Below are 24059 nucleotides of genomic sequence, written 5' to 3'. Positions count from 1 at the left end.
AACACTGCCTGACAAATTTTATTTGTCGGATGGATCTTTTAATTCGGGGTTAAAGGAATGTAGGAGATTGTCTGAATACTCCTAGGAAGGTCGTCAATCCCTGCGTGGGTGGCGTGTGTGTCGGCGCTCGAGGCCATGGAGGCCCGGGTGGACGCTCTGCACAGTCGATGTCGATTTTTTGCAAGGTGCTAGTGTTGATTCACTGTCAATACGGTACCTAAAGCGACGTTCCTGGCAATTCAATACATCAAGCAACTCGCGTTGGTAGTTGTTTGAAACTTATATTTCAACTCAGGTAGTAGAGCGATGAGCGCTATTCACGAACAGGCCATGACGTATGTTTACCAGCAAGTTCAGCAACGATTGATCGGGTACTTCAGTCGCGCGGAACGTACGGCGCTTCAATTATTGATCCAGCGTATTGTCGTGGCGGCCGGGGGCATGGAATATATCGGCGCCTACAAGGTGCTGGTCGCCCATGGCGGCGGTGAGGTCAGCAGTTACACGTTGGCGATGCTGCGCGCGGCGCAATTGAGCATCGCCGGGCGATCACCCACGACGTTCCAACTGCGGGTCGCCACGCTGCGCCATGCCGGCATGACCCAGCGCACACTCGATACCATCCACAACGGTTACAGCCGTCTGTTTTTCCATGACGATGACCGCGTGGAACTGCTGATGGTGGAAAACCATGAGGTGCTGCCATTCAATCATCAGCGCCCGGTATCGACCCAGGGTTGTGAAGCGGCGCAACGCAACCGGTTGATGGTCGGGCACCTGAGCTGCGGCGATATCTGTGCAACGCTGTGCAACGATACCTACCTCGCCCTGGGGGATTTCTACCAGCGTGTCACCGCGTGGGATGGCGGTGTGCATGTGCTGGTCAGCGGCGACTCCGGGCGTAAACAGAGCCAACTGCTGGCCTGGCTGAAAAAGGCGGCTCAGGCCGGTTCGGACAAGGCCCGGGCAGCCAGGCCCCTGTCCCTCGACCGGCTGTTTGCGCGAATGGACCAATGGAGCGAAGACTTCTATCGCGATCTGTATGGCGAGCACTATCAGCCCAGGGCTGACATCAGCATCGGCGGGTACCGTCCCCTGGCGTATATCGGCTTTGCCGACTTGCTTGAAGGCATAGACCCTGCCAGTGCACCTTTGCTCACCGATTTCATGGCCTATACCCCAGACCCCCTGGGGTTTCATTTCAGCCATCCGGCGTTTGCCAATCCCGTGTTGATGGCGCACCTGCGCGGCCTGAAGGCCGAATGCCTGCGCGAATTGCCGTATGGGGAAGGTGTTGAAGAGTTCCTGCTGCTGGCGCAGGAGCAGCTCGATCATGTGCAGATTCCGCCGGAACTGCTGGCCCAGGCCGGTAGCAGTGAAGGGCGCGCCGCGTCCACCGACTACGCCCGGCAGTTTTTCGGGCAGGATGAAAGTCAGCTGATCTGCCTGCTGTTTTCGCCGTTTATCCATCACGGCGAACGGCTCGAAAGCTACCTGCGCCAGTGCCATCCAGGCATGCTCGTGGCGCTGCCCGAACTGCACAAGGTGCTGCAGGGCAAGCCGGCGGCCGAGATGCTGCAACAGTGGGTGACCGTTGCCAGCGGGTTGCCGTTGCCCTTGCTCCAGCATCTGTATCGTCAGCGGCCAATGACCCTGCTGCCCGGTAGCAGTGCGCGCGAGCACGACCTTGAAGGCAACCTGAGCGGTCACGATATGGCTCGGCAGCTGTCCGCTCGATGACACTGCGTGGCGCGCGACAAGCGGACTTCGCTTACCAGGCGGTGTATCGCTACATGATCAACCTGATCAACGAGGTGAGTACCGATACGCGAGTGAAGCTGCCGTCGCTGCGCGAGCTGTCCCAGCGCCTGAATGTCTCGATCTCCACCATTCAGTATGCGTATTCGCTGCTGGAGAAAGAGGGCCGCGTGTATTCGGTGGCCAAATCGGGGTATTACGCCTGGCCCCTTGCCAACAGCACCGCGACGTTTGCCAGCGGCGACTTGCTCGAACGCCTTTACGTGGCGGCCCGCAGCCCGGCCATGGCGGTGCTCAGCGGTGATGAACCGGCCTTGCTGGCGAATCTGGACGACACCTTGCTACGCCTGGAGCGCGAGCTGGTGCGCCAGTATCCCCGTCAGTCGCAGCACAGCTCCCAGTCGTGCGGCGTGTGGGAGTTGCGCGCGGCGCTGGCGGCGCGCTACACCTCATCGCCCACGCGCTGCTGGCATGCGGATGACGTGTACGTGGGGGCCGACCTGCGCGGCGTGCTCTCCATCCTCATCGAGGTGCTGGGGTTGCGCGGCTCCACGGTGCTGGTCGAGTCGCCCTGTGACTGGTTGATCCTGCGCCTGCTGCAGGATGCCGGCGTGCGTGTGATCGAATTGCCCTGGCTGCACGCGGGTCGTCTGAACCTGGTGTTGCTCGAACGGGCACTGCGCGAGGAGTCCGTGCAACTGCTGTTGATGTCATCGTCGGTGAGCCTGCCGGCGGGGGTGGCCGTGCAACCTCAGGACCGCCTCGAACTGGCGCAGCTGCTGGACCACTACGGTTGCTGGCTGCTGGAAAACGACCTGTACGGCGAATTGAGTTTCGTGCCGACCCAGGCAGCATTGCGTGACCTGGTCAACCCCGAGCGGCTGATCGTGTTCTCCTCGTTCGAGAAAATCCTCGGGCTGGAAGCGTCCTACGGTTATCTGCTATCGCGGCACATGAGCAGCCAATTGCAGCGCCAGTTTCTGCTGCGCTCGTTTCGGCTGTCGGCGATCCGTCAGCGTGCGATTGCGCGGCTGTATCACAGCGGGCGCATTGACCTGCACCTGCGCAATTTGCGCGCATTATTACGCGAGCAGGCCAGCGCCATGAGTGAGCTTCTTGACCAGCATCTGGGAAGCCTGGTGACGTACCGCATGCCGGTGGGCGGCGCGACATTCTGGCTGGAGTCAGCCAGGACAGTGGATATGCGCCAGGTATTCCAGTATCTGCTGGCCCGCGCCGTCGTCGTCGCGCCCGGTGAGCTGTTCAGTATCAGCGGCCTGCACCATCAGCACCTGCGTCTGAGCCATACGTTCCATGGTCTGCCCAACCTGGACACAGCCCTGGCTGCGCTGGGCGAGGGACTGCGCCAGGCACACCAGGGCTAGCTGCGTGAAATTTCTCATCATGAGGTAGGATCGATACCGTCGCGCAGTAGTCCAAGTGCCAGTAAACTGCCTTTTTCCGACGTCTTCTTTTCGAGGTTCATGCATGACAATCAGTCCTTTTGCGGGCAAACCGGCGCCAGCTCAGTTGCTGGTGGATATCCCGCGACTGGTCACGGCCTATTACACCGGCCAGCCTGATGCAGCGATCTCCACCCAGCGCGTGGCTTTTGGTACGTCCGGGCACCGTGGCAGCTCTTTCGAGCTGAGCTTCAACGAATGGCATGTGCTCGCCATCAGCCAGGCGATCTGCCTGTACCGCGAAGCCCAGGGCATCAACGGCCCGTTGTTTGTCGGCCTGGATACCCACGCACTGTCGACCCCGGCCGGCGCCAGCGCGCTGGAAGTGCTTGCCGCCAATGGCGTGCACGTGATGCTCGCCGAGGGCGATGAATACACCCCGACGCCGGCGATTTCCCACGCCATCATCTGCTACAACCGCGGCCGTACCCGTGGCCTGGCGGACGGCATCGTCATCACGCCGTCCCACAATCCACCGCAGAGCGGCGGCTACAAATACAACCCACCCAATGGCGGGCCGGCCGATACCCACGTCACCAAGTGGATCGAAGCCAAGGCCAACGAGCTGCTGGCCAACCAATTGGCCGGGGTCAAGCGTATTACCCACGCCCAGGCGCTTAAGGCGGACACCACCCACCGCCATGACTACCTCAACACCTACGTGGCGGACCTTATCAATGTGATCGACATGGATGCCATCCGCAGCGCCGACCTGCGCCTGGGCGTCGACCCGCTGGGTGGAGCAGGGGTGCGCTACTGGTCGGCGATTGCCGAGCATTACCGGCTGAATCTGGACGTGGTGAACACCGAAGTCGATTCGACCTTCCGCTTCATGAGTGTCGACTGGGACGGCCAGATCCGCATGGACCCGTCCTCCAGCTACGCCATGCAAGGCCTGATCGGGCTCAAGGAACGCTTTGACGTAGCGTTCGCCTGCGACCCGGACCACGACCGCCACGGCATCGTGACGCCGTCCGGCGGGTTGCTGGCACCGAACAATTACCTGGCGGTGTCGATTGACTACCTGTTCCAGAACCGTCCCCACTGGCGTGCCGATGCGGCCGTGGGCAAGACCGTGGTCAGCAGCGGTTTGATTGACCGGGTGGCGGCGAAAATCGGCCGTCGCCTGTATGAAGTGCCGGTGGGCTTCAAGTGGTTTGCCGATGGTCTGTTCGAAGGCTCGCTGGGCTTTGGCGGTGAAGAAAGTGCCGGTGCGTCGTTCCTGCGCAAGGACGGCACGGTGTGGAGCACCGACAAGGACGGCCTGATCCCGGCTTTGCTGGCGGCCGAAATGACTTCGCGCAAAGGCCAGGACCCGAGCCAGATCTACCGTGGCCTCACCGATGCGCTGGGCGAGCCGTTTGCCATTCGCGTCGACGCCAAGGCCACCCCGGCGCAGAAAGCCCTGCTGGGCAAGTTGTCGCCGGAGCAGGTCACGTCCACCCAATTGGCCGGGGAGAGCATCCAGCAGATTCTCAGTCACGCGCCGGGCAACAACCAGGCCATTGGCGGCTTGAAAGTGATGACCGAAAACGGCTGGTTCGCCGCGCGGCCATCAGGCACCGAGGATATCTATAAGATCTACGCCGAGAGCTTTATCGGCGAAGATCACCTCAAGCAGCTGGTGGAGGAAGCGCAAGTGCTGGTTGATGGCGCTATTTCTCAATAACCCCGCAACACCCCTGTCAGAGAGGGCACGCCCTCTCTACATCCTGTGGCGAGCGTGCTTGTTGTGGCGAGCGGGCTTGCCCCGCGTTGGGCTGCGCAGCAGCCCCAAAAGCAGACTCTGCGCAGTATCAGGTACTCCGCGTTTTCGTTGATTGGGGGCGCTTCGCACCCCGACGCGGGGCAAGCCCGCTCGCCACAGAGACGCCAGTTTGCTGCGCCACAGCGCGAAGTCGAAGACTTGGCGGAGCCTTCCATGTGAATCAGGCCAGGTCGACCAGCACAATCTCGCTGTCTTCAATCGCGGTTACCCGTAACACTGGCTCATCTTCCACCGCCACACCGTCTCGCGCCTGCGCACGCACGCCATTGACCTCAATTACCCCCGTGGCCGGCACCAGATAGGCGCGGCGTCCGCCGTCCAGTTGGTACTCGGCACTTTCTCCGGCTTTCAGGTTGGCGGCCACCAGGCGGGCGTCGGCGCGTATGCGCAGGCTTTCGCTGTCGCCGCTCTTGCCGCTGGCCAGGGTCACGAAGCCCTCACGACCGTCCTGCGGAAACGGCTTGGCGCCCCACGACGGTGGCAACCCGGCTTCATTGGGAATAATCCAGATCTGGAAAATCTTCGTCGGCGTGGCTTCCAGGTTGTATTCACTGTGGGCAATCCCGGTGCCCGCACTCATCACCTGCACGTCACCGGCTTCGGTGCGGCCCTTGTTGCCGAGGTTATCGGCATGGCTGATGGCGCCTTCGCGCACATACGTGATGATTTCCATGTCCCGGTGCGAATGCTGCGGAAAACCGCTGCCCGGCGCGATGATGTCGTCGTTCCATACGCGCAGGTTGCCCCAGTGCATGCGTTTGGGGTCGTGATACTCGGCAAACGAAAAGTGATGATGGGCGTCAAGCCAGCCGTGGTGAGCGCCGCCCAGGGAAGTGAAAGGTCGAAGTTCCAGCATGATCGTCTCCTCTGAATGGGCGCTATCATCCTTGAGTCATTGATCGTTAAAAAGCGTAAAAACTGCCTGATTCCTATCAGCCGATTAGATGGATTAACGCGGTTTTGACTTTCACTTCGTCGCCTAACTGCATGACGGCAAAGCAATTGGCTGGCACTGAGCAGCGATTCCGGCGACCATGGAGCATTCGCCAGAATCAACGTCCTCGCTGGAGTTCGCGTGCCGCAGCAAAAGCCCGATTTGCCCCCTGATCTGCTTCCGCTGGCAGAAATGCCCTTGTTCAAACGCCTCGCCGCGCGTCTGTTTGGCCATGGCCTCACACGACTGCGTGCCCAGCACCGGTTTTCGTGGTTACACGGCCAGGCCGATGGTTTTCGCAGCGGGCATGAAGCGGGCGTGGAATACGGCTACCGTGAGGGCATGGCCGAGGGTATCGAGCAAGGCCGGCAAGTTTTGCTGATTCGCGATTTCCGCCCGGATGAGCACCGCGCGCCGGGCGTGGACGACAGCCTGTTCGACGATTGGCGCCTGCCGCTCACCGCCGAGATCAAAAAGCGTATCAAGGCCGATGTGGCGCGCCTGTTGCCGGCCCATGCCCAGCCCAGCACCGCGCAGTGGAAGATGATCTTCAGCGAGACGCCGTCCACCTCGGTGATTGCCGGTGCCGGTGCCGGCAAATCCACCTCGCTGGTGCTGCGCATCCTGCTGCTCACCCATTACCTGGGCTTTGAACTCAGTTCGATGACGGTGGTGACCTTCACCCGTGAGTCGCGCAAGGACTTCGTCAACAAGCTGATGGACATCCTCGCGCTGTGGGGCCAGCCCCTCAGCTTGAAAGAGGCTCAGGCCGTGGTGCGCACCTTTCACTCACGCATTCTGCCGATGGTGCGCAGCCTGCCGGGGTTCGAGCGCCTGCAGGCGTTCGAAAACCTCAGTGCCGGCTCCGATGACGCTGACAGCAACCCCTTCGACCTGCGCATCAACGACGCCCAGCGCCAGCAGATGAACGCCTGCTACCACCGGCTGCACAGTCGCAATGCGCGGTTTCGCGAGCTGATTGCGCCGCTGGCCCGCCATGGCCTGCAGCTCAAGGAGCTGGAGCGCGACCACCCGGACGTGCAGAAGCGCATCGCGGTGACAGAGCTGGCGGCCAAGCGCGATGAAGAGCTGTGCGATCTGATCGAAGACCTGTGGTTTCGCGCGGGTGCCTGGCCGATCAAGGGCATCGAGCCCAGCCGCCAGACGTTTGAAATCAACGGCGCCACCTTCCATTGTCACGGCTATATTCCCGAACTGGACGCCTGGGTGGTGCTGGGCTTCGATGCGCGGGAAAACCCGCAGATCAGCCGGCCCAACGCCAAGCTGTCGGTACGCGCCGAGTGGGCGGTGAAGCGCACCCTGTTTCAAGCTTTCTGTCGCAAGCCTTTGATATGGCTGGACAGTTATGAATCATCAAAGCGTCTTATAAGCAGCCTGGCGGGCGACGCTACCGCTGGGCCCGGCTTTGACTACAAGGTCAAGGGCGAGCTGGCCTCGGCACCATTGCTGGACTGTTTCGTCACCGCGGCGGGCTTTATCGAGAACCTCGGCCTGGACGTGCCTGCTGCCGTCGGCCAGATGACGTTCGCCAGGGACGATGCCGACCGCTTGTTCTTTGAGGCACTGAGCATCTTCTGGAAAGCCCTGGAAGAGCATCTGCTCGAACAATCGCCGCCGATCATGACCTATAACCGCATGTTCTCGCTGTTTGGCGAGAACATGCCGGAAAACCTCACGTTGCTCAGCGATCCGCTGCTGCGGCCGATGTCGCACCTGATGATCGACGAATTCCAGGACGTCTCGCCGCAGATCGTCTCGTGGATCCGCGCCAGCCTGCGTGAAATCCGCAGCCGTGGCCCAGCCATGCACGTGGGGCGCGGTGCCCAGCGTTCTTCGTTGCTGTGCGTGGGTGATGACTGGCAGTCGATCTATGGCTGGCGCGGCAGTTCGCCCAAGTACTTCATGGAATTCAACACCGAGTTCCCGTCGCCTGGCACCACCCGCGTGATGCTGGGTGAGAACTACCGCAGCCATCAGCACATCATCGATGCCGCCGAGCATATCGTGCGCGCCGCGCCAGCAATTCCCGGCAAGAAGGCCAAAGCCAGCGGCGTGCCCAAGGCACTGGTGCCCGTTCAAGTGCTGGCGCGCGACGATGCTGCCTTGGGGCGGCAGTTGCAGGCGCACTATCAGCAGGGAGATTCGGTATTGATGCTGTATCGAAAAAGCAGCGATAAGCTATTGATTCAGGAACATATTCAGGCCGTAGTTAATGCTGATTCGAGCCTGCCGGCGCCAGCGCGCAGATTGAAACAGCTGACATACCACAGCGCCAAGGGCCTGCAGGCGGATGCGGTATTTCTATTGGGCGATTGCCAGCACGTCACCAGCTCGCCGTACAAGAACCAGGTGTACCGCATGGCGGGCCTGGGCAAGGCTGGCGACAGCGAGCCCTATGACACGGCGCAAAAAGACGAAGTGCTGCGCCTGGCGTATGTCGGCATTACCCGGGCCTCCAGCCATTGCTATTGGTATGTGGAAAAGCCTGAAGGCGCAGCGGTCAATGTGCCAAGGGCATCCGAGCGGGTAGATGGCAAAAAGGCGTTTTTCGATGATCAGCGGATTTGAAAGTAAAGTTGGTCAATGTGGGAGGGGGCTTGCTCCCGATGGCGGTGTATCAGCCTTGATAAGTTGACTGACACACCGCCACCGGGAGCAAGCCCCCTCCCACATGCTCAGGCCCGTAATGACTGCGGCGGCACGAACGACGCCAGTTCATCCTCAATTGCTTCGATGATGCGCTCCACATCGGCAGCGTTCATCACCGAGGTGCAGGGAATGCCGGCAATCGCAATCAGCGTCTCGCCGCTCGTGCGGTCGAACAGGCGCGCAACCATGCTGCCGGGCGCGTCCATGCTGCCCTCGAAGCCGGTCGGATGAAAATGCCAGCGCATCAGCTGGCAGGCATTCGGGAACGTCACTTTGTTCATGTTGCCCACCTTGTTCATGAGCACTTCCTTTAGCTCGCGGCAGGGGCCAGAACCGTCTGTGGTCATGGCGTCCGGAGCTTAAAAATAGCATCCGCTCGCCCAGGTGAGGTTAAATTTTTCGCTACGTTCGGCGGTTCATTCCCTTTACATTGACCTGGGTCATGAAGCTTGCCTCGGACGAGGTCTCAAGGCGGCTGCGCGCCTCAAAACCGACACAAACAAAGGGATAAGCTATTTGTCCCGGTAATAGGGGCCAATATTCAAGACAAATAATAAGTAGTGGCTCTTTAATGTTGCCAATGACACCGTGACAATAATTGGATCCATTATTCAACTGCGCAACGCAAGTTGAATGCCCTTGCAGCTATTTAATATTTAAATAACAGCGCCCGTTATTTTGTAGGACAACAACCACCGCCCCCAATAAACATTGCCGACGACTTGCCAACCTGCAAAGCCCATCACATTTTGATTGCAGAAATAGAGGTAGACGAAAGATTTCAAGTTGTGTCAGTTTTCTTACGCCTTCAAAAGAGGCGAGTGATAGGACGATCTCGCCCGCGAGGTTCCTATCGACCCAAGACTGATGCACTTGCAAACAAGGAAGTACGTTTATGTCAAAAGTAAAAGACAAAGCTATTGTATCTGCCGCTCAGGCCAGCACCGCCTACTCGCAAATCGATAGCTTCAGCCACTTGTATGACCGTGGCGGCAACCTCACGGTCAATGGCAAACCGTCCTACACCGTGGACCAGGCAGCGACCCAGCTGCTGCGGGACGGCGCGGCGTACCGCGACGCCGATGGCAACGGCAAGATCGACCTCACCTACACCTTCCTGACCTCGGCCACCACGAGCACCCTGAATAAACACGGGATCTCGGGCTTCAGCCAGTTCAGCGCCCAGCAGAAAGCACAGGCAGCGCTCGCCATGCAATCCTGGGCGGACGTGGCCAAGGTCACCTTCACCGAGAAGGCCAGCGGCGGTGACGGCCACATGACCTTCGGCAACTACAGCGGCGGCCAGGACGGCGCAGCGGCCTTCGCCTACCTGCCCGGCACCGGCGCAGGCTACGACGGCACCTCGTGGTACCTGACCAACAACAGCTACACGCAGAACAAGACGCCGGACCTGAACAATTACGGACGGCAGACCCTGACCCACGAGATCGGCCACACCCTGGGCCTGGCGCACCCTGGCGACTACAACGCCGGGAACGGCAACCCGTCCTACAAAGACGCGACCTACGGACAGGACACGCGTGGCTACAGCCTGATGAGCTACTGGAGCGAGAGCAACACCAATCAGAACTTCAGCAAAGGCGGGGTTGAAGCCTATGCCTCCGGCCCGCTGATCGACGACATTGCCGCGATCCAGAAGCTCTACGGTGCCAACTTCGCCACCCGCGCCACCGACACTACCTACGGCTTCAACTCCAACACCGGGCGTGATTTCCTCAGCGCGACCTCCAACGCCGACAAGCTGGTGTTCTCGGTGTGGGACGGTGGTGGCAACGATACCCTGGACTTCTCCGGGTTTACCCAGAACCAGAAAATCAACCTCAATGAAACCTCGTTCTCCGACGTGGGCGGCCTGGTGGGCAATGTGTCCATTGCCAAGGGCGTGACCATCGAGAACGCGTTCGGTGGGGCGGGTAACGACCTGATCATCGGCAACAATGCGGCCAACCTGATCAAGGGCGGGGCCGGCAACGACCTCATCTACGGCGGTGGCGGTGCAGACCAGCTGTGGGGCGGTGCAGGCAATGACACCTTCGTGTTCGGCGCCAGTTCCGACTCCCGGCCCGGGGCTGCGGACAAGATCTTCGACTTCACCAGTGGTGCAGACAAGATCGACCTGTCCGGCATTACCAAAGGCGCGGGCCTGAGCTTCGTCAGTGCCTTTTCCGGGCATGCCGGCGACGCGGTGCTGACCTATGCCTCAGGCACCAACCTGGGCACGTTGGCCGTCGACTTTGCCGGCAAGGGTGTGGCGGATTTCCTCGTCACCACCGTTGGCCAGGCAGCCGTCAGCGACATCGTGGCGTGATGCACGGGCGCGGCGCTTCGGCGCCGCGCTTGCAGGCGGGAGCGTGAAGATGCAGTGGTTATCCAAAATGATCGCCTGTGTTGTGCAGGTGATGTTCGTGTCGGCAGGAGCCCACGCAATGGCGAGCAGTCTGGTTTTACCCACCCCCGCGCAGTTGGCGGGGCACTGGGAATTGAAACAGCAGGATCAGGTGTGCAACCTGGAATTACTGGAGCAGGCCAACGCCCTGGGCGGCGATGTGGCGTGTGTGGCGCAGTGGCTGGGCGACCAGCCCTTGAGTTGGTCACCCACCCCGGATGGAATCTGGCTGATGAACGCCGAAGGCAGCGGTATTACCCACTTGAATCGCCAACACGAAGGCGAGTACGAGGGCCGCACTCGATCCGGCGGTGTTGTGGTATTGCAACGAAAACCTTAGTTGCCGTTATAAACATATAACTTGATTGATTAGTTGACCGGCCCTGATCAAGGGTTGCGCCAACTAGTGCGCGTAGTTTGCTTCAAGGAAGATAAGAAGATATGGCCAGGCCCCCTACCGTTGCACCCTTGTTCAAGGCGCTGGGTGAATACAAAAGCATCTTGATCAGTATCGGTTGTTTCACCGCCTTGATTAACCTGTTGATGCTGGTGCCATCGATTTACATGCTGCAAGTCTACGACCGTGTGCTGTCCTCCCAGAATGAAACCACCCTGGTGATGTTGACGCTGATGGTGGTCGGCTTCTTTGCGTTTATTGGCCTGCTCGAAGTCATTCGCAGTTTTATCGTGATCCGCATCGGCAGTCATCTGGAGCGGCGCTTTAACTTGCGCGTCTACAAGGCCGCCTTTGAGCGCAACCTGCACAGCGGCCAGGGCCATGCCGGGCAATCCCTGGGGGATCTGACCCATCTCCGCCAATTCATCACCGGGCCTGCATTGTTCGCGTTTTTCGATGCGCCGTGGTTTCCCATCTACCTGTTCGTGATTTTCCTGTTCAACGTGTGGCTGGGGGGGCTGGCCACGGCCGGCGCGGTGCTGCTGATCGGCCTGGCCTGCCTCAACGAATACCTGACCAAAAAGCCGCTGGGCGAGGCCAGTGGCTACTCCCAGCAGTCGACCCAACTGGCCACCAGCCACTTGCACAATGCCGAGACCATCCAGGCCATGGGCATGCTCGGTGCGTTGCGCACCCGCTGGTTTGCCGTGCATTCGCAGTTTCTCGGCCTGCAGAACCAGGCCAGCGACACCGGTTCGGTGATCACCTCTTTGAGCAAATCCCTGCGCCTGTGCCTGCAATCGCTGGTGCTGGGCCTGGGCGCGCTGCTGGTGATCAAGGGCGACATGACCGCCGGGATGATGATCGCCGGTTCCATCCTGATGGGCCGTGTGCTCAGCCCCATCGACCAGTTGATCGCGGTGTGGAAGCAATGGAGCTCGGCCAAGCTCGCCTATCAGCGCCTGGATGAGCTGCTGCGCGCCTTCCCGCCGGGGGGCGAGCAGATGGCCTTGCCGGCGCCCCACGGCCAGGTGAGTTTCGAAGACGTCAGCGCCGGCCCGCCGGGGCTGCGCCTGGCGACGCTGCACCATGTCAGCTTCAACCTCGGTGCCGGTGAAGTGCTGGGCGTGCTTGGCGCCTCGGGTTCCGGCAAGTCCACCCTGGCGCGGGTGCTGGTGGGCGTGTGGCCGACCCTGGCCGGCACGGTGCGTCTGGATGGCGCGGACATTCACCGCTGGGACCGTGACGACCTCGGCCCGCACATCGGCTACCTGCCTCAGGACATCGAGCTGTTCAGCGGCAGCATCGCCGACAACATCGCGCGTTTTCGCCAAGCCGACCCGGCGTGGGTGGTGAAGGCGGCGCAACAGGCCGGCGTGCATGAGCTGATCCTGCGCCTGCCCCAGGGCTACGACACATTGCTGGGCGATAACGGCGGTGGCCTGTCCGGCGGCCAGAAACAGCGGGTCGCCCTGGCGCGCGCGCTGTACGGCGGGCCGCGGCTGATCGTGCTGGATGAGCCCAACTCCAACCTCGACACCGTCGGTGAAGCGGCGCTCGCCAGCGCCATCGTGCAAATGAAGGCCCAGGGCAGCAGCGTGATTCTGGTGACGCACCGTTCTTCTGTTTTGGCCCAGGCCGACAAGCTGCTGGTGCTCAACGAAGGACGCCTGCAGGCATTCGGGCCGAGTCAGGACGTGCTGCGCGCGTTGTCCGGCCAGCAGGAAGCGCCGAAGGAAAAACCCGGCGTCAGTTTCAGCCGCCAGTATCAAGCCGGAAGGAATCCAGGCGCATGAGCAGTATGACGTTTGAACAACGCGACGCCCGCTTCTTCACTCGCATGGGCTGGCTGCTCACCGTGGTCGGTGCCGGCGGTTTCTTCCTCTGGGCGAGCCTGGCGCCACTCGATCAAGGCATTCCGGTGCAGGGCACCGTGGTGGTGTCCGGCAAGCGTAAGGCGGTACAAAGCGTCAGCCCCGGTGTGGTCAGCCGGATCCTGGTGCGCGAAGGTGAGACGGTCAAACAGGGCCAGCCGCTGTTTCGGCTCGACCAGACCCGCAACCAGGCCGACGTGCAGTCGCTGCAGGCCCAGTACCGCATGGCCTGGGCCAGCGTGGCACGCTGGCAGAGCGAGCGCGACAATCAAGCGGCGGTCACCTTTCCCGCTGATCTGAGCGCCGACCCAGACCCGGCGCTGGCCCTGGTGCTGGAAGGCCAGCGCCAACTGTTCAGCAGCCGCCGCGAAGCGTTTGCCCGTGAGCAGGCCGGCATTCGCGCCAATATCGAGGGTGCCAGTGCGCAGTTGAACGGCATGCGCCGCGCCCGCACCGACCTGACCGCCCAGGCCCAGTCCCTGCGCGACCAACTGGCCAACCTGCAACCGCTTGCCGACAACGGCTACATCCCGCGCAACCGGCTGATGGACTACCAGCGCCAGCTGTCCCAGGTGCAACAGGACCTGGCGCAGAACAGCGGCGAAAGCGGCCGGGTGGCGCAGGGCATCCTCGAATCCAGGCTCAAACTGCAGCAGCACAGCGAGGAATACCAGAAGGAGGTGCGCAGCCAACTGGCCGATGCGCAATTGCGCAGCCTCACCCTGGAACAGCAACTGACCTCCGCCGGTTTCGACCTGCAACACAGCGAGATCAACGCGCCGGCTGATGGCATCGCGGTCAACCTCGGCGTGCACACCGAAGGCGCCGTGGTGCGGGCCGGCGAAACCCTGCTGGAAATCGTGCCCCAGGGCACGCGTCTGGAAGTGGAAGGGCACTTGCCGGTGCACCTGGTGGACAAGGTCGGCACCCACCTGCCGGTGGATATTCTGTTCACCGCCTTCAACCAGAGCCGCACCCCGCGCGTACCGGGGGAGGTGAGCCTGATTTCCGCCGACCAGATGCTCGATGAAAAGACCGGCGCGCCGTATTACGTGCTGCGCACCACCGTCAGCGAGGCTGCGCTGGAAAAACTCCACGGCCTGGTGATCAAGCCCGGCATGCCCGCCGAGATGTTCGTGCGCACCGGTGAGCGTTCGTTGCTCAACTACCTGTTCAAGCCGCTGCTGGATCGCGCCGGCTCCGCGTTGACCGAGGAATGAGCATGAAGCCCGTATGCCTCGCCTTGCTGTTGAGCTGCGCCAGTGCCCAGGCCGCGATGGGCCCGTTCGATGTGTACGAGCAGGCGCTGCGCAACGATCCGGTATTCCTCGGCGCGATCAAGGAGCGCGACGCCGGCCTGGAAAACCGCACCATTGGCCGCGCCGGCCTGCTGCCACGGCTGTCCTATACCTACAACAAGGGCCGCAACAACTCCGAAGCCCATCTGCCGGACGGCCGTGGCGGCAGTTATCGCGACGACCGCAACTACAACAGTTACGGCTCCACCTTCAGCCTGCAACAGCCGCTGTTCGACTACGAAGCCTATGCCAACTACCGCAAGGGCGTGGCCCAGGCGCTGTTTGCCGACGAGAGCTTTCGCGAAAAGAGCCAGGCACTGTTGGTGCGTGTGCTGAGTTATTACACCCAGGCGCTGTTTGCCCAGGACCAGATCGACATCGCCCGAGCCAAGAAAAAAGCCTTCGAGCAGCAGTTCCAGCAGAACCAGCACCTGTTCCAGCAGGGCGAGGGCACCCGTACCGATATTCTCGAAGCCGAATCCCGTTACGAACTGGCCACCGCCGAAGAGATCCAGGCGCTGGACGAACAGGACGCGTCCCTGCGCGAGCTGGGCGCGCTGATTGGCGTGCAGAGCGTCAACATCGATGATCTGGCGCCGTTGAACCAGCGTTTCGGCGCCTTCACCCTCACGCCCGCCAATTACGACACCTGGCACGCACTGGCCCTGAGCAACAACCCCACGCTCGCGTCCCAGCGCCAGTCCCTGGAAGTGGCGCGCTACGAGGTGGAGCGCAACCGCGCCGGGCATCTGCCCAAGGTCACCGCGTATGCCAGTTCGCGCCAGCAGGAGTCCGACAGCGGCAACACCTACAACCAGCGCTACGACACCAACACCATCGGCGTCGAAATCAGCGTGCCGCTGTATGCCGGCGGCGGCGTATCGGCCTCAACCCGCCAGGCCAGCCGTGCCATGGAGCAGGCCGAATACGAGCTGGAAGGCAAGACCCGCGAAACCCTGATCGAACTGCGTCGCCAGTTCAGTGCGTGTTTGTCGGGGGTGAGCAAGCTGCGCGCCTATCAAAAGGCCCTGGCGTCGGCCGAGGCGCTGGTGGTCTCGACCAAACACAGCATCCTCGGCGGCGAGCGGGTCAACCTCGATGCGCTCAACGCCGAGCAGCAGCTCTACAGCACCCGCCGCGACCTGGCCCAGGCGCGTTACGACTACCTGATGGCCTGGACCAAATTGCATTACTACGCGGGCAATCTGCGCGACACCGACCTTGCGAAAGTGGATGAGGCCTTCGGCCCTGTGAACCAACGCCCATAACAACACCCACAGGATGGTTCTGATGATCACCGATTCGTCGCGTTTCAAACCCTTTACCGCAGGCTCCTTGCTGCTGTTGTCCGTGGCGGCGCAGGCGCAATACACCGAGACCGGCCAGCCGGGCAATCCCGCCAGTTGGCGCTCCGCCGAGTTCCAGAGTGACTGGGGCCTGGGGCGCATGAAGGCCGATGAAGCCTACGCCGCCGGCATCAATGGCCGCGGGGTGAAGATCGGCGCGCTGGATTCGGGCTTCGATGCCGGTCATCCAGAGGCTTCCACCGATCGTTTTCACCCGGTCACCGCCACGGGCACTTACCTGGAAGGCAGCGCCTTCAGCACCACCGGCGCGCTCAACCCCAACAACGATTCCCATGGCACCCACGTCACCGGCACTATGGGCGCCGCCCGTGATGGCGTCGGCATGCACGGCGTGGCCTACGACGCGCAGGTCTATGTGGGCAACACCAACGCCAACGACAGCTTTCTGTTCGGCCCCACGCCCGACCGCAGGTACTTCAAGGCCGTGTACAGCGCCCTGGTGGATTCCGGCGTGCGCGCCATCAACAACAGCTGGGGCAGCCAGCCCAAGGACGTCAGCTACCAGACCCTCGGCGACCTGCACGCCGCCTACGCCCAGCACTACAACCGTGGCACCTGGCTGGACGCGGCCGCCGATGTGGCCAAAGCCGGGGTAATCAACGTGTTCAGCGCCGGCAACAGCGGCTACGCGAATGCCAGCGTGCGGGCCGCGCTGCCGTACTTCCAGCCGGAACTGGAAGGGCACTGGCTGGCGGTCTCGGGCCTGGATATCGGCAATAACCAGAAGTACAACACATGCGGAATCGCCAAGTACTGGTGTATTTCCACCCCCGGTGCACTGATCAACAGCACCGTCCCCGGTGGCGGTTACGGGGTGAAATCCGGCACCTCGATGTCGGCGCCCCATGCCACCGGCGCGCTCGCGCTGGTGATGCAGCGCTACCCCTACATGAGCAACGAGCAGGCCCTGCAGGTGCTGCTGACCACCGCCACCCAACTCGACGGTTCGCTCACCCAGGCGCCCAACACCACGGTGGGTTGGGGGGTGCCCGACCTGGGCCGGGCGATGCACGGGCCGGGGCAGTTGCTCGGGGCGATGAACGTGACCCTCGCGGCCGGGCAGGGCGATGTGTGGAGCAATGGTATTTCCGACCAGGCGCTGATCCAGCGCCAGGCCGAGGACCGCGCCGAACAGGCCGCCTGGCAGCAAACCCTGCTCGATAAGGGCTGGCAAAACGGCGTCGGCGCGAACGCCAGCCAGCAGGACCAGACCGATTACGCGGTGGGTACGGCACGCGATCAGGCCGCCGCGCGGCGGGTGTATGAAGGCAGCCTGATCAAGTCCGGCGCGGGCACGCTGGTACTCAGCGGCGACAGCACCTATCGCGGCGCAACCACCGTTAACGGCGGGCTGCTGGCGGTCAATGGCTCGCTCACCTCGGCGGTCACCGTCAACGACAGCGGCGCCCTCGGCGGCTCCGGGCGTATCACCGCGCTGTCGGTGAACAGCGGCGGGCGCGTGGCGCCGGGTAATTCCGTGGGCACCTTGCAGGTGGCGGGCGACGTCAACCTGGCGGCGGGCTCCACCTATGCAGTGGAACTGACACCCAGCAGCAGCGACCGCATCGTCGCCGGCGGCCGGGCGATCCTTGGCGGTGGCAACGTGACCGTGGCCCTGGAAAACAGCCCAACCCTGCTCAGCGCGGCGCAGGCACACAGCCTGATTGGCCGCCAATACACCATCCTGCAAGCGGCCGGCGGGATTCAGGGGCAGTTTGGCCAGGTGCTGCCCGACTATCTGTTCCTCGGCGGGCGTCTCGATTACGCCGCCACGGGCGTGCAACTGAACGTGGCGCGCAATGACGCCACCTTCGCCAGCGTCGCCGCCAACCGCAACCAGCGCGCCGTGGCCACGGCCGCCGAGCAGCTCGGCGCGGGCAACCCGGTGTATGAAAGCGTGCTGCGTTCCGACTCCCTGGCAGGCGCGCAACAAGGCTTGCAGCAGTTGTCCGGCGAGGTCTACCCGGCAGTGGGCGCCATGCTGATCAACGACAGCCGCCAGGTGCGCGATGCCGTGGGTGAGCGCTTGCGCCATGTGCCGATTGCCGGCGAGCGCAACCTGTGGCTCAAGGCCCTGGGCGCCTGGGGCAAGAGCGATAACCGCAGCGAAACCGCAGGCGCCACCACCTCCCTCGGCGGCCTGCTGTTGGGCGTGGACGGCGCGCTGGATGAGCAGACCCGCGTCGGCGTGGTCGCCGGCTACAGCGACAGCTCGCTGAACATGCGGGGCGGCAGCCATGCCTCGGCCTCGGTCGACAGCTACCACGTGGGTGCCTATGCCGGGCGCGAGCTGGGCAACTGGCGGCTGAGCCTCGGCGGTGCCTACAGCTGGCACCGCGGCGATGTGAAGCGCGACCTGCAATACGGCGACGTCAGCGGCAAGCAGAAGGCCAGCCTGGACGCGCGCAGTGCGCAACTGTTCAGCGAAGCGGCGTATCGCCTGCAGCTGCAACCGCTGGCACTGGAGCCGTTCGCCAACCTGGCCTACGTGCATCTGGACAGCGATTCGTTCCACGAAAAAGGCGACGCAGCCGCGCTGGAACGCGGCAGTGATCGACGTGACGCCGTGCTGGGCACCCTCGGGCTGCGCGCGCTGAAAACCCTCGCGCTCAACGATCACCAGCAGCTCGCGCTGTCCGGGTCGCTGGGCTGGCAACACAGCCTGACCGCCGTCGCATCCGAAGAACATCTGGCGTTTGTGGCCGGTGGCCCGTCGTTTGCCGTGCGCAGCGCGCCGTTGCTGCGCGATGCGGCGCTGCTGGGCGTGCAGGCCAGCCTCGCGCTGAGCCAGGCGACGCGGGTCAACCTCGATTACAACGGGCAGTTGGGTGGCAGGGCGAAAACCCAGGGCGTAGGCCTGAGCCTGAACTGGCAGTTCTAAGGTGGGAGGGAGCAAGCCCCTCCCACAGGGATCTCTATATCCGTAATAAAAAACTAAGGAAGGTCACCGTGAACACACGCAAGTCAGGGTTAACAACCGCCATCCACAAGGCTTTGCGCCACCCGCGCAGCGCGCCCTGTGGCGCATTGCTGTGCTGCCTGGCCAGCCTGGGTACCGCCCACGCGGCCCCCTATGTGGAAACCGGCAAGCTGGGCGACGCCGCCAGTTGGCGCAGCGCTGAGTTCAACGCCGAATGGGGCCTGGGCGCCGTGCATGCCGACACCGCGTACGCCGCCGGCTACACCGGCAAGGGCGTAAAACTGGGCATCTTCGACCAGCCGGTGTATGCCGCGCACCCGGAGTTCGCCAGCCCCGGCAAAGTGGTGACGATTGTCACCGAGGGCATCCGCCAGTACACCGACCCCTATATTCCGGTAAAGGCCGGTGATGCGTTTCGCTATGACGGCACGCCGTCCCTGGGTTCCAACGGCAAGCTGGGCAACCACGGCACCCACGTCGGCGGGATCGCCGCAGGCAACCGCGATGGCGGGCCGATGCACGGCGTGGCCTACGGTGCGCAGATCATCAGCGCCGAGAACGGCGACCCCGGCCCCGAAGACGGCATCATCCTCGGCAACGATGGCGCGGTGTACAAGGCCGGTTGGGACGCCCTGGTGGCCAGCGGCGCGCGCATCATCAACAACAGTTGGGGCATCGGCATCGGTGACCCATATGCCAAGGGCGGCCGCGATCCGGCGTTCCCCAATTTCACCGTGAATGAAGCGCAGGCCCAGTTCAATAACATCCGCCCGATCCTCGGCACCCTTGCCGGCGGCGCCTACCAGGGCGCAATCGACGCCGCGCGCAGCGGCGTGCTGACCATCTTCGCCGCTGGCAACGACTACAACCGCAATAACCCGGATGCAATTTCGGGCCTGGCGTACTTCGTGCCGGAGATTGCGCCCAACTGGCTGTCCGTGGCCGCCTTGCAGCAGAACCCGGACACCGCGAGCGCCACGCCCTATGTGATCAGCACCTTTTCCTCGCGCTGCGGGTATGCGGCGAGTTTCTGCGTGTCGGCCCCCGGTACGAAGATCTTCAGCTCGGTCATCAACGGCACCAACCTGGACAACCTCACCACCGACTACGCCAACTTCAACGGCACCTCCATGGCCGCGCCCCATGTGGCGGGGAGTGCGGCGGTGTTGATGGAGCGTTTCCCGTACATGAGCGGCGAGCAGATCTCCACGCTGCTCAAGACCACCGCCACCGACCTCGGCGCGCCGGGCATCGATTCGCTGTACGGCTGGGGCATGATCAACCTGGGCAAGGCCATCAACGGGCCGGGGATGCTGGTGACTGCCGAGGATATTCCGGCCGAGTTCCGCATCGACGGTGCCTACGGCAGCGGCCAGTTCGTCGCCGACCTGCCGGGCATCGGCGCGGTGGTGGATGCCGGCAAACCGACGCAGCGGGTGTGCACCGATGTGCATTGCGGGCTGGACGTGTGGAGCAATGACATTGCCGGGCATGGCGGCCTGACCAAGCTGGGCATCGGCACCCTGGTGCTGAGCGGCACCAACACCTACAGCGGCCCGACCCTGGTCAATCAGGGCCGGCTGGCAATCAACGGCTCGCTGACCTCGGACGTCACCGTCAGCCAGAGCGGCGTGGTCGGCGGCTCCGGGCGCATCGGTTCACTGTTGGCCAAAAGCGGCGGCACCGTGGCGCCGGGCAACTCCATCGGCACGCTGAACGTGGCCGGGGATGTGACGTTCGACGCAGGTTCCACCTACGCCGTGGAACTGTCGCCCACCCGCAGCGACCGCATCGTGGCCGGCGGCACCGCCACGCTCAACGGCGGCACCGTGACCCTGGCCCTGGAAAACAGCCCGACGTTGCTCAGCACGGCGCAGGCGCAAAGCCTGATCGGGCGCCAGTACAACATCCTGCAAGCGGCCGGCGGCATCAACGGCAGTTTTGCGGCGGTGCTGCCCGACTACGTGTTCATCGGCGGCAACCTGAACTACGCCGCCAACGGCGTGCAACTGGATGTGGCGCGCAACGCCAACAGCTTTGCCAGCGTGGGCGTCACCGATAACCAGCGCGCCGTGGCCGCAGCCGCCGAGCAGTTGGGCGCGGGCAATGCGGTGTACGAAAGCCTGCTGCTGGCGCCCACAGCCGCGTCGGCCCGCAGCGCGTTCCAGCAACTGTCGGGGGAAATTTATCCGGCGCTGGAGACCGCGCTGGTCAACGACAGCCGCTACGTGCGCGAGGCCGTGGGCGAGCGCTTGCGCAATGGTGAAATGGGTGCCTCCAGCGACACCGTCGACAGCCGCGGCAACGTCTGGATCAAGGCCCTCGGCGCCTGGGGCAAGACCGACAGCCGCAGCGACACGGCGGGCTACACCACGTCGATTGGCGGCATGCTCGCCGGGGTTGACGGGGCATTGGATGAGTCCACCCGTATCGGCCTGGTGGCGGGCTACAGCGACACTTCACTGAACATGGGCAGCGACACCCATTCGCGCGCGTCGGTCGACAGCTACCACTTCGGTGCCTATGCCGGGCATGAGATCGGTGCCTGGCGCCTGAGCGGCGGGGCGACCTACAGCTGGCACCGCGCCGACGTGAAGCGCGACCTGCAATACGGCGACGTCGCCGGCAAGCAGAAAGCCAAGGTCGATGCCCGCAGCACGCAAGTGTTCACCGAGGCGGCCTACCGAGTAAATCTGCCGGCGCTGGCGCTGGAACCCTTCGCCAACCTGGCCTACGTGCACCTGGACAGCGATGGTTTTACCGAGAAGGGCGATGCCGCCGCGTTGAAAAGCCGTGACGACACCCGCGACCTGGTGCTGAGCACCCTGGGCCTGCGTGCGTTGAAGACCTTGAATGTGAATGACCACCAGCAACTGGAGCTGTCCGGCACCCTGGGCTGGCAGCACAACCTCAGCAGCACCGATTCCGAGCAGCACCTGGCGTTTGCGTCGGGCGGCCCGTCGTTTGCGGTGCAGAGTGCGCCGATGGTGCGTGATGCGGCACTGGTTGGCGCGCGGGTGAGCCTGGCGTTGAGCAAGGATGCGCGGGTGAACTTCGACTACAACGGCCTGTTGGCCAGCAAGGAGAAGGTCCACGGGGTGGGGTTGAGCCTCGACTGGGCGTTCTGACGCATGAAGCGTTCCCGCGCGCGACGCGGGAACGATCGATTGGCTTTCTCGACAACATCAACAAAAGAGAGGCACGAGCGATGGGTATCTTTGACTATAAAAACCTCGGCACCGAGGGCTCCAAAGCGTTGTTCGCCGATGCCATGGCGATCACGCTGTACACCTATCACAACCTGGACAACGGCTTTGCCGTGGGCTATCAGCACAATGGGCTGGGCCTCGGCTTGCCCGCCACGCTAGTGGGCGCCTTGCTTGGCAGCACTGATTCCCAGGGGGTGATTCCGGGTGTCCCGTGGAATCCGGACTCGGAAAAAGCGGCCCTGGACGCGGTGCAAAAAGCCGGCTGGACGCCGATCAGCGCCGCCGCCCTGGGCTACGCCGGCAAGGTCGACGCCCGGGGCACGTTCTTTGGCGAAAAGGCCGGCTACACCACGGCGCAGGTCGAGGTGCTGGGCAAGTACGACGATGCCGGCAAATTGCTGGAAATCGGCATCGGTTTTCGCGGCACCTCCGGCCCACGGGAAAACCTGATCAGCGACTCCATCGGCGACCTGGTCAGCGACCTGCTGGCCGCGCTGGGCCCCAGGGATTATGCAAAAAATTACGCGGGCGAAGCCTTTGGCGGCTTGCTCAAGAACGTCGCTGACTATGCCGGCGCCCACGGCCTGAGCGGCAACGACGTGCTGGTCAGCGGGCACAGCCTGGGCGGGCTGGCGGTCAACAGTATGGCCGACCTGAGTGGGAATAAATGGTCAGGTTTCTACAAGGACGCCCACTACGTGGCCTACGCTTCGCCGACCCAGAGCGCCGGCGACAAGGTGCTCAATGTCGGCTTTGAGAACGACCCGGTGTTCCGTGCGCTGGACGGTTCATCGGTCAACTTCGCGTCCCTGGGCGTGCACGATAAGCCCCATGAGTCGACCACCGACAATATCGTCAACTTCAATGACCACTACGCCTCGACGCTGTGGAACGTACTGCCGTTTTCCATCGCCAACCTGCCCACCTGGTTCGCTCATTTGCCCAGCGGTTATGGCGACGGCATGACACGCATCCTGGAGTCCGGCTTCTACGAGCAGATGACGCGCGACGCCACGGTGATCGTCGCCAACCTGTCGGACCCGGCGCGGGCCAACACCTGGGTGCAGGACCTCAACCGCAATGCCGAGCCCCACAAGGGCAACACGTTCATCCTTGGCAGCGACGGCAATGACCTTATCCAGGGCGGCACGGGCGCCGACTTTATCGAGGGGGGCAAAGGCAACGACACCCTCCGCGACCACAGCGGGCACAACACCTTTCTGTTCAGCGGGCAGTTCGGCCATGACCGGGTGATCGGCTATCAGCCTACCGACACGCTGGTGTTCAGCGGCGTGCAGGGCAGCACGGATTACCGCGATCACGCCAGAGTGGTTGGCGCGGATACGGTGCTCAGCTTTGGTGGGGATTCGGTGACGCTGGTGGGGGTGGCGAGTTTGTCGGGGGAGGGAATAGTCATCAGCTAAGGACTGAATGCGTTCGAAACGGTGTGAGGGGCTTTGAACGCACTGCTTGAAACAATGAAGACCAAAGGTGGGAGGGGGCTTGCTCCCGATAGCGGCGGGTCAGCAACAGATGGGCTGACTGATACACCGCTATCGGGAGCAAGCCCCCTCCCACAGGATCGCTTAGACGCTAGTCTTCCTTGCGCACCGTGGCCACGTCATCGGCCTTGATGCGGATGCGCTTGCCGGCAATATCGGTGAACTCATAGAAGCCGTCGGCCGTCTTGGCGTTGGGGGCGTCCTTGGTCAGGTATTGCGTGCCGTTTTGCAGCGTGACGACCGTTTGCGTGGCGCAACCGGCCAGCAGCAGAAAAGTGAGTGCAACCAGCGGCAGACCCAAATTCTTCATGTTCATAACCCTTACCTTCACTCTGAAAAGTCCCGCAGCTGCTGGCTGCGGGCCATAAATGGTACGCCATCGATTCCCCTATCTGATCACTTTTATACAAAAAGTTGCGTGCGCCATTTATCTATTACCGATTGCAACAAGACCTGGGCAACGGCACTCTGTATGCATAACCAGTATTTGAT

Annotated in this window: 15 protein-coding genes; 12 read left to right on the top strand and 3 right to left on the bottom strand. The window is 62.8% G+C overall.

The annotated features are described in order from the left end of the window. Positions 1-306: 306 nt before the first annotated feature. From JOE32_RS05755 to pgm, 3 genes are all read left to right on the top strand, one after another. Positions 307-1740: a hypothetical protein gene (locus JOE32_RS05755; RefSeq protein ID WP_209982206.1), complete on the top strand. Its 1434-nt coding sequence runs from the start codon at positions 307-309 to the stop codon at positions 1738-1740. Next, positions 1737-3143, top strand: a complete 1407-nt coding sequence (locus tag JOE32_RS05750; protein WP_209982203.1) for a PLP-dependent aminotransferase family protein — start codon at positions 1737-1739, stop codon at positions 3141-3143. Before JOE32_RS05755 ends, JOE32_RS05750 begins: the two co-directional genes overlap by 4 nt. 103 nt (positions 3144-3246) lie before the next feature. Further along, a complete protein-coding gene (gene pgm, locus JOE32_RS05745; protein ID WP_209982202.1) occupies positions 3247-4890 on the top strand; it encodes a phosphoglucomutase (alpha-D-glucose-1,6-bisphosphate-dependent) in 1644 nt (547 codons plus the stop codon). A gap of 259 nt (positions 4891-5149) precedes the next feature. Here pgm and JOE32_RS05740 read toward each other — a convergent pair whose 3' ends face one another. After that, complete coding sequence (locus JOE32_RS05740; protein ID WP_209982200.1) at positions 5150-5845, bottom strand: pirin family protein; 696 nt, start codon at positions 5843-5845, stop codon at positions 5150-5152. 219 nt (positions 5846-6064) lie between these two features. On the opposite strand from JOE32_RS05740, the gene JOE32_RS05735 reads away from it, so the two are divergent. Next, complete coding sequence (locus JOE32_RS05735; protein WP_209982198.1) at positions 6065-8512, top strand: UvrD-helicase domain-containing protein; 2448 nt, start codon at positions 6065-6067, stop codon at positions 8510-8512. Positions 8513-8619: 107 nt separating this feature from the next. On the opposite strand, the gene JOE32_RS05730 is transcribed toward JOE32_RS05735, so the two are convergent. Then, complete coding sequence (locus JOE32_RS05730) at positions 8620-8892, bottom strand: DUF1652 domain-containing protein (protein WP_209982196.1); 273 nt, start codon at positions 8890-8892, stop codon at positions 8620-8622. A 596-nt stretch (positions 8893-9488) separates the two neighbouring features. On the opposite strand from JOE32_RS05730, the gene JOE32_RS05725 reads away from it, so the two are divergent. The 8 genes from JOE32_RS05725 to JOE32_RS05690 all read left to right on the top strand — a co-directional run bounded on the left by JOE32_RS05725 (position 9489) and on the right by JOE32_RS05690 (position 23489). Then, positions 9489-10922, top strand: coding sequence for a serralysin family metalloprotease (locus JOE32_RS05725; protein ID WP_209982194.1), 1434 nt, complete (start codon positions 9489-9491; stop codon positions 10920-10922). 49 nt (positions 10923-10971) lie between these two features. Beyond that, positions 10972-11340 carry a protease inhibitor Inh/omp19 family protein gene (locus JOE32_RS05720; RefSeq protein ID WP_209982192.1) on the top strand — a complete coding sequence of 123 codons (369 nt, stop codon included), beginning with the start codon at positions 10972-10974 and terminating at the stop codon, positions 11338-11340. 101 nt (positions 11341-11441) lie between these two features. Then, positions 11442-13193, top strand: coding sequence for a type I secretion system permease/ATPase (locus tag JOE32_RS05715; RefSeq protein ID WP_209982189.1), 1752 nt, complete (start codon positions 11442-11444; stop codon positions 13191-13193). Beyond that, entirely contained in the window at positions 13190-14491 is a 1302-nt protein-coding gene (locus JOE32_RS05710) for an HlyD family type I secretion periplasmic adaptor subunit (RefSeq protein WP_209982187.1), read from the top strand. Before JOE32_RS05715 ends, JOE32_RS05710 begins: the two co-directional genes overlap by 4 nt. A gap of 2 nt (positions 14492-14493) precedes the next feature. Continuing rightward, positions 14494-15837 (top strand): TolC family outer membrane protein, encoded by a 1344-nt coding sequence (locus JOE32_RS05705; protein ID WP_209982185.1) that lies wholly within the window; start codon positions 14494-14496, stop codon positions 15835-15837. 22 nt (positions 15838-15859) lie between these two features. After that, positions 15860-18817, top strand: a complete 2958-nt coding sequence (locus JOE32_RS05700; RefSeq protein ID WP_209982182.1) for an autotransporter serine protease — start codon at positions 15860-15862, stop codon at positions 18815-18817. A gap of 68 nt (positions 18818-18885) precedes the next feature. Then, complete coding sequence (locus tag JOE32_RS05695; protein ID WP_209982180.1) at positions 18886-21984, top strand: autotransporter serine protease; 3099 nt, start codon at positions 18886-18888, stop codon at positions 21982-21984. Positions 21985-22064: 80 nt separating this feature from the next. Then, positions 22065-23489, top strand: a complete 1425-nt coding sequence (locus JOE32_RS05690; RefSeq protein ID WP_209982178.1) for a lipase — start codon at positions 22065-22067, stop codon at positions 23487-23489. 169 nt (positions 23490-23658) lie between these two features. Here JOE32_RS05690 and JOE32_RS05685 read toward each other — a convergent pair whose 3' ends face one another. Beyond that, on the bottom strand, positions 23659-23883 hold the full coding sequence (locus JOE32_RS05685; protein ID WP_057008775.1) for a YgdI/YgdR family lipoprotein: 225 nt from the start codon (positions 23881-23883) through the stop codon (positions 23659-23661). Between the last annotated feature and the right edge of the window lie 176 nt (positions 23884-24059).

It is taken from the genome of Pseudomonas sp. PvP025, from assembly GCF_017832155.1.
In the GTDB taxonomy this organism is placed as follows: Bacteria; Pseudomonadota; Gammaproteobacteria; order Pseudomonadales; family Pseudomonadaceae; genus Aquipseudomonas.
Note: the sequence above shows the minus strand (reverse complement) of the source record. Positions and strands in the feature narration are given on the sequence as shown.

Coding starts and splice junctions, on each gene's coding strand:
- JOE32_RS05755 (WP_209982206.1), top strand. CDS start 307: ATGAGCGCTATTCACGAACAGGCCATGACGTATGTTTACCAGCAAGTT.
- JOE32_RS05750 (WP_209982203.1), top strand. CDS start 1,737: ATGACACTGCGTGGCGCGCGACAAGCGGACTTCGCTTACCAGGCGGTG.
- pgm (WP_209982202.1), top strand. CDS start 3,247: ATGACAATCAGTCCTTTTGCGGGCAAACCGGCGCCAGCTCAGTTGCTG.
- JOE32_RS05740 (WP_209982200.1), bottom strand. CDS start 5,845: ATGCTGGAACTTCGACCTTTCACTTCCCTGGGCGGCGCTCACCACGGC.
- JOE32_RS05730 (WP_209982196.1), bottom strand. CDS start 8,892: ATGAACAAGGTGGGCAACATGAACAAAGTGACGTTCCCGAATGCCTGC.
- JOE32_RS05725 (WP_209982194.1), top strand. CDS start 9,489: ATGTCAAAAGTAAAAGACAAAGCTATTGTATCTGCCGCTCAGGCCAGC.
- JOE32_RS05720 (WP_209982192.1), top strand. CDS start 10,972: ATGCAGTGGTTATCCAAAATGATCGCCTGTGTTGTGCAGGTGATGTTC.
- JOE32_RS05715 (WP_209982189.1), top strand. CDS start 11,442: ATGGCCAGGCCCCCTACCGTTGCACCCTTGTTCAAGGCGCTGGGTGAA.
- JOE32_RS05710 (WP_209982187.1), top strand. CDS start 13,190: ATGAGCAGTATGACGTTTGAACAACGCGACGCCCGCTTCTTCACTCGC.
- JOE32_RS05705 (WP_209982185.1), top strand. CDS start 14,494: ATGAAGCCCGTATGCCTCGCCTTGCTGTTGAGCTGCGCCAGTGCCCAG.
- JOE32_RS05700 (WP_209982182.1), top strand. CDS start 15,860: ATGATCACCGATTCGTCGCGTTTCAAACCCTTTACCGCAGGCTCCTTG.
- JOE32_RS05690 (WP_209982178.1), top strand. CDS start 22,065: ATGGGTATCTTTGACTATAAAAACCTCGGCACCGAGGGCTCCAAAGCG.
- JOE32_RS05685 (WP_057008775.1), bottom strand. CDS start 23,883: ATGAACATGAAGAATTTGGGTCTGCCGCTGGTTGCACTCACTTTTCTG.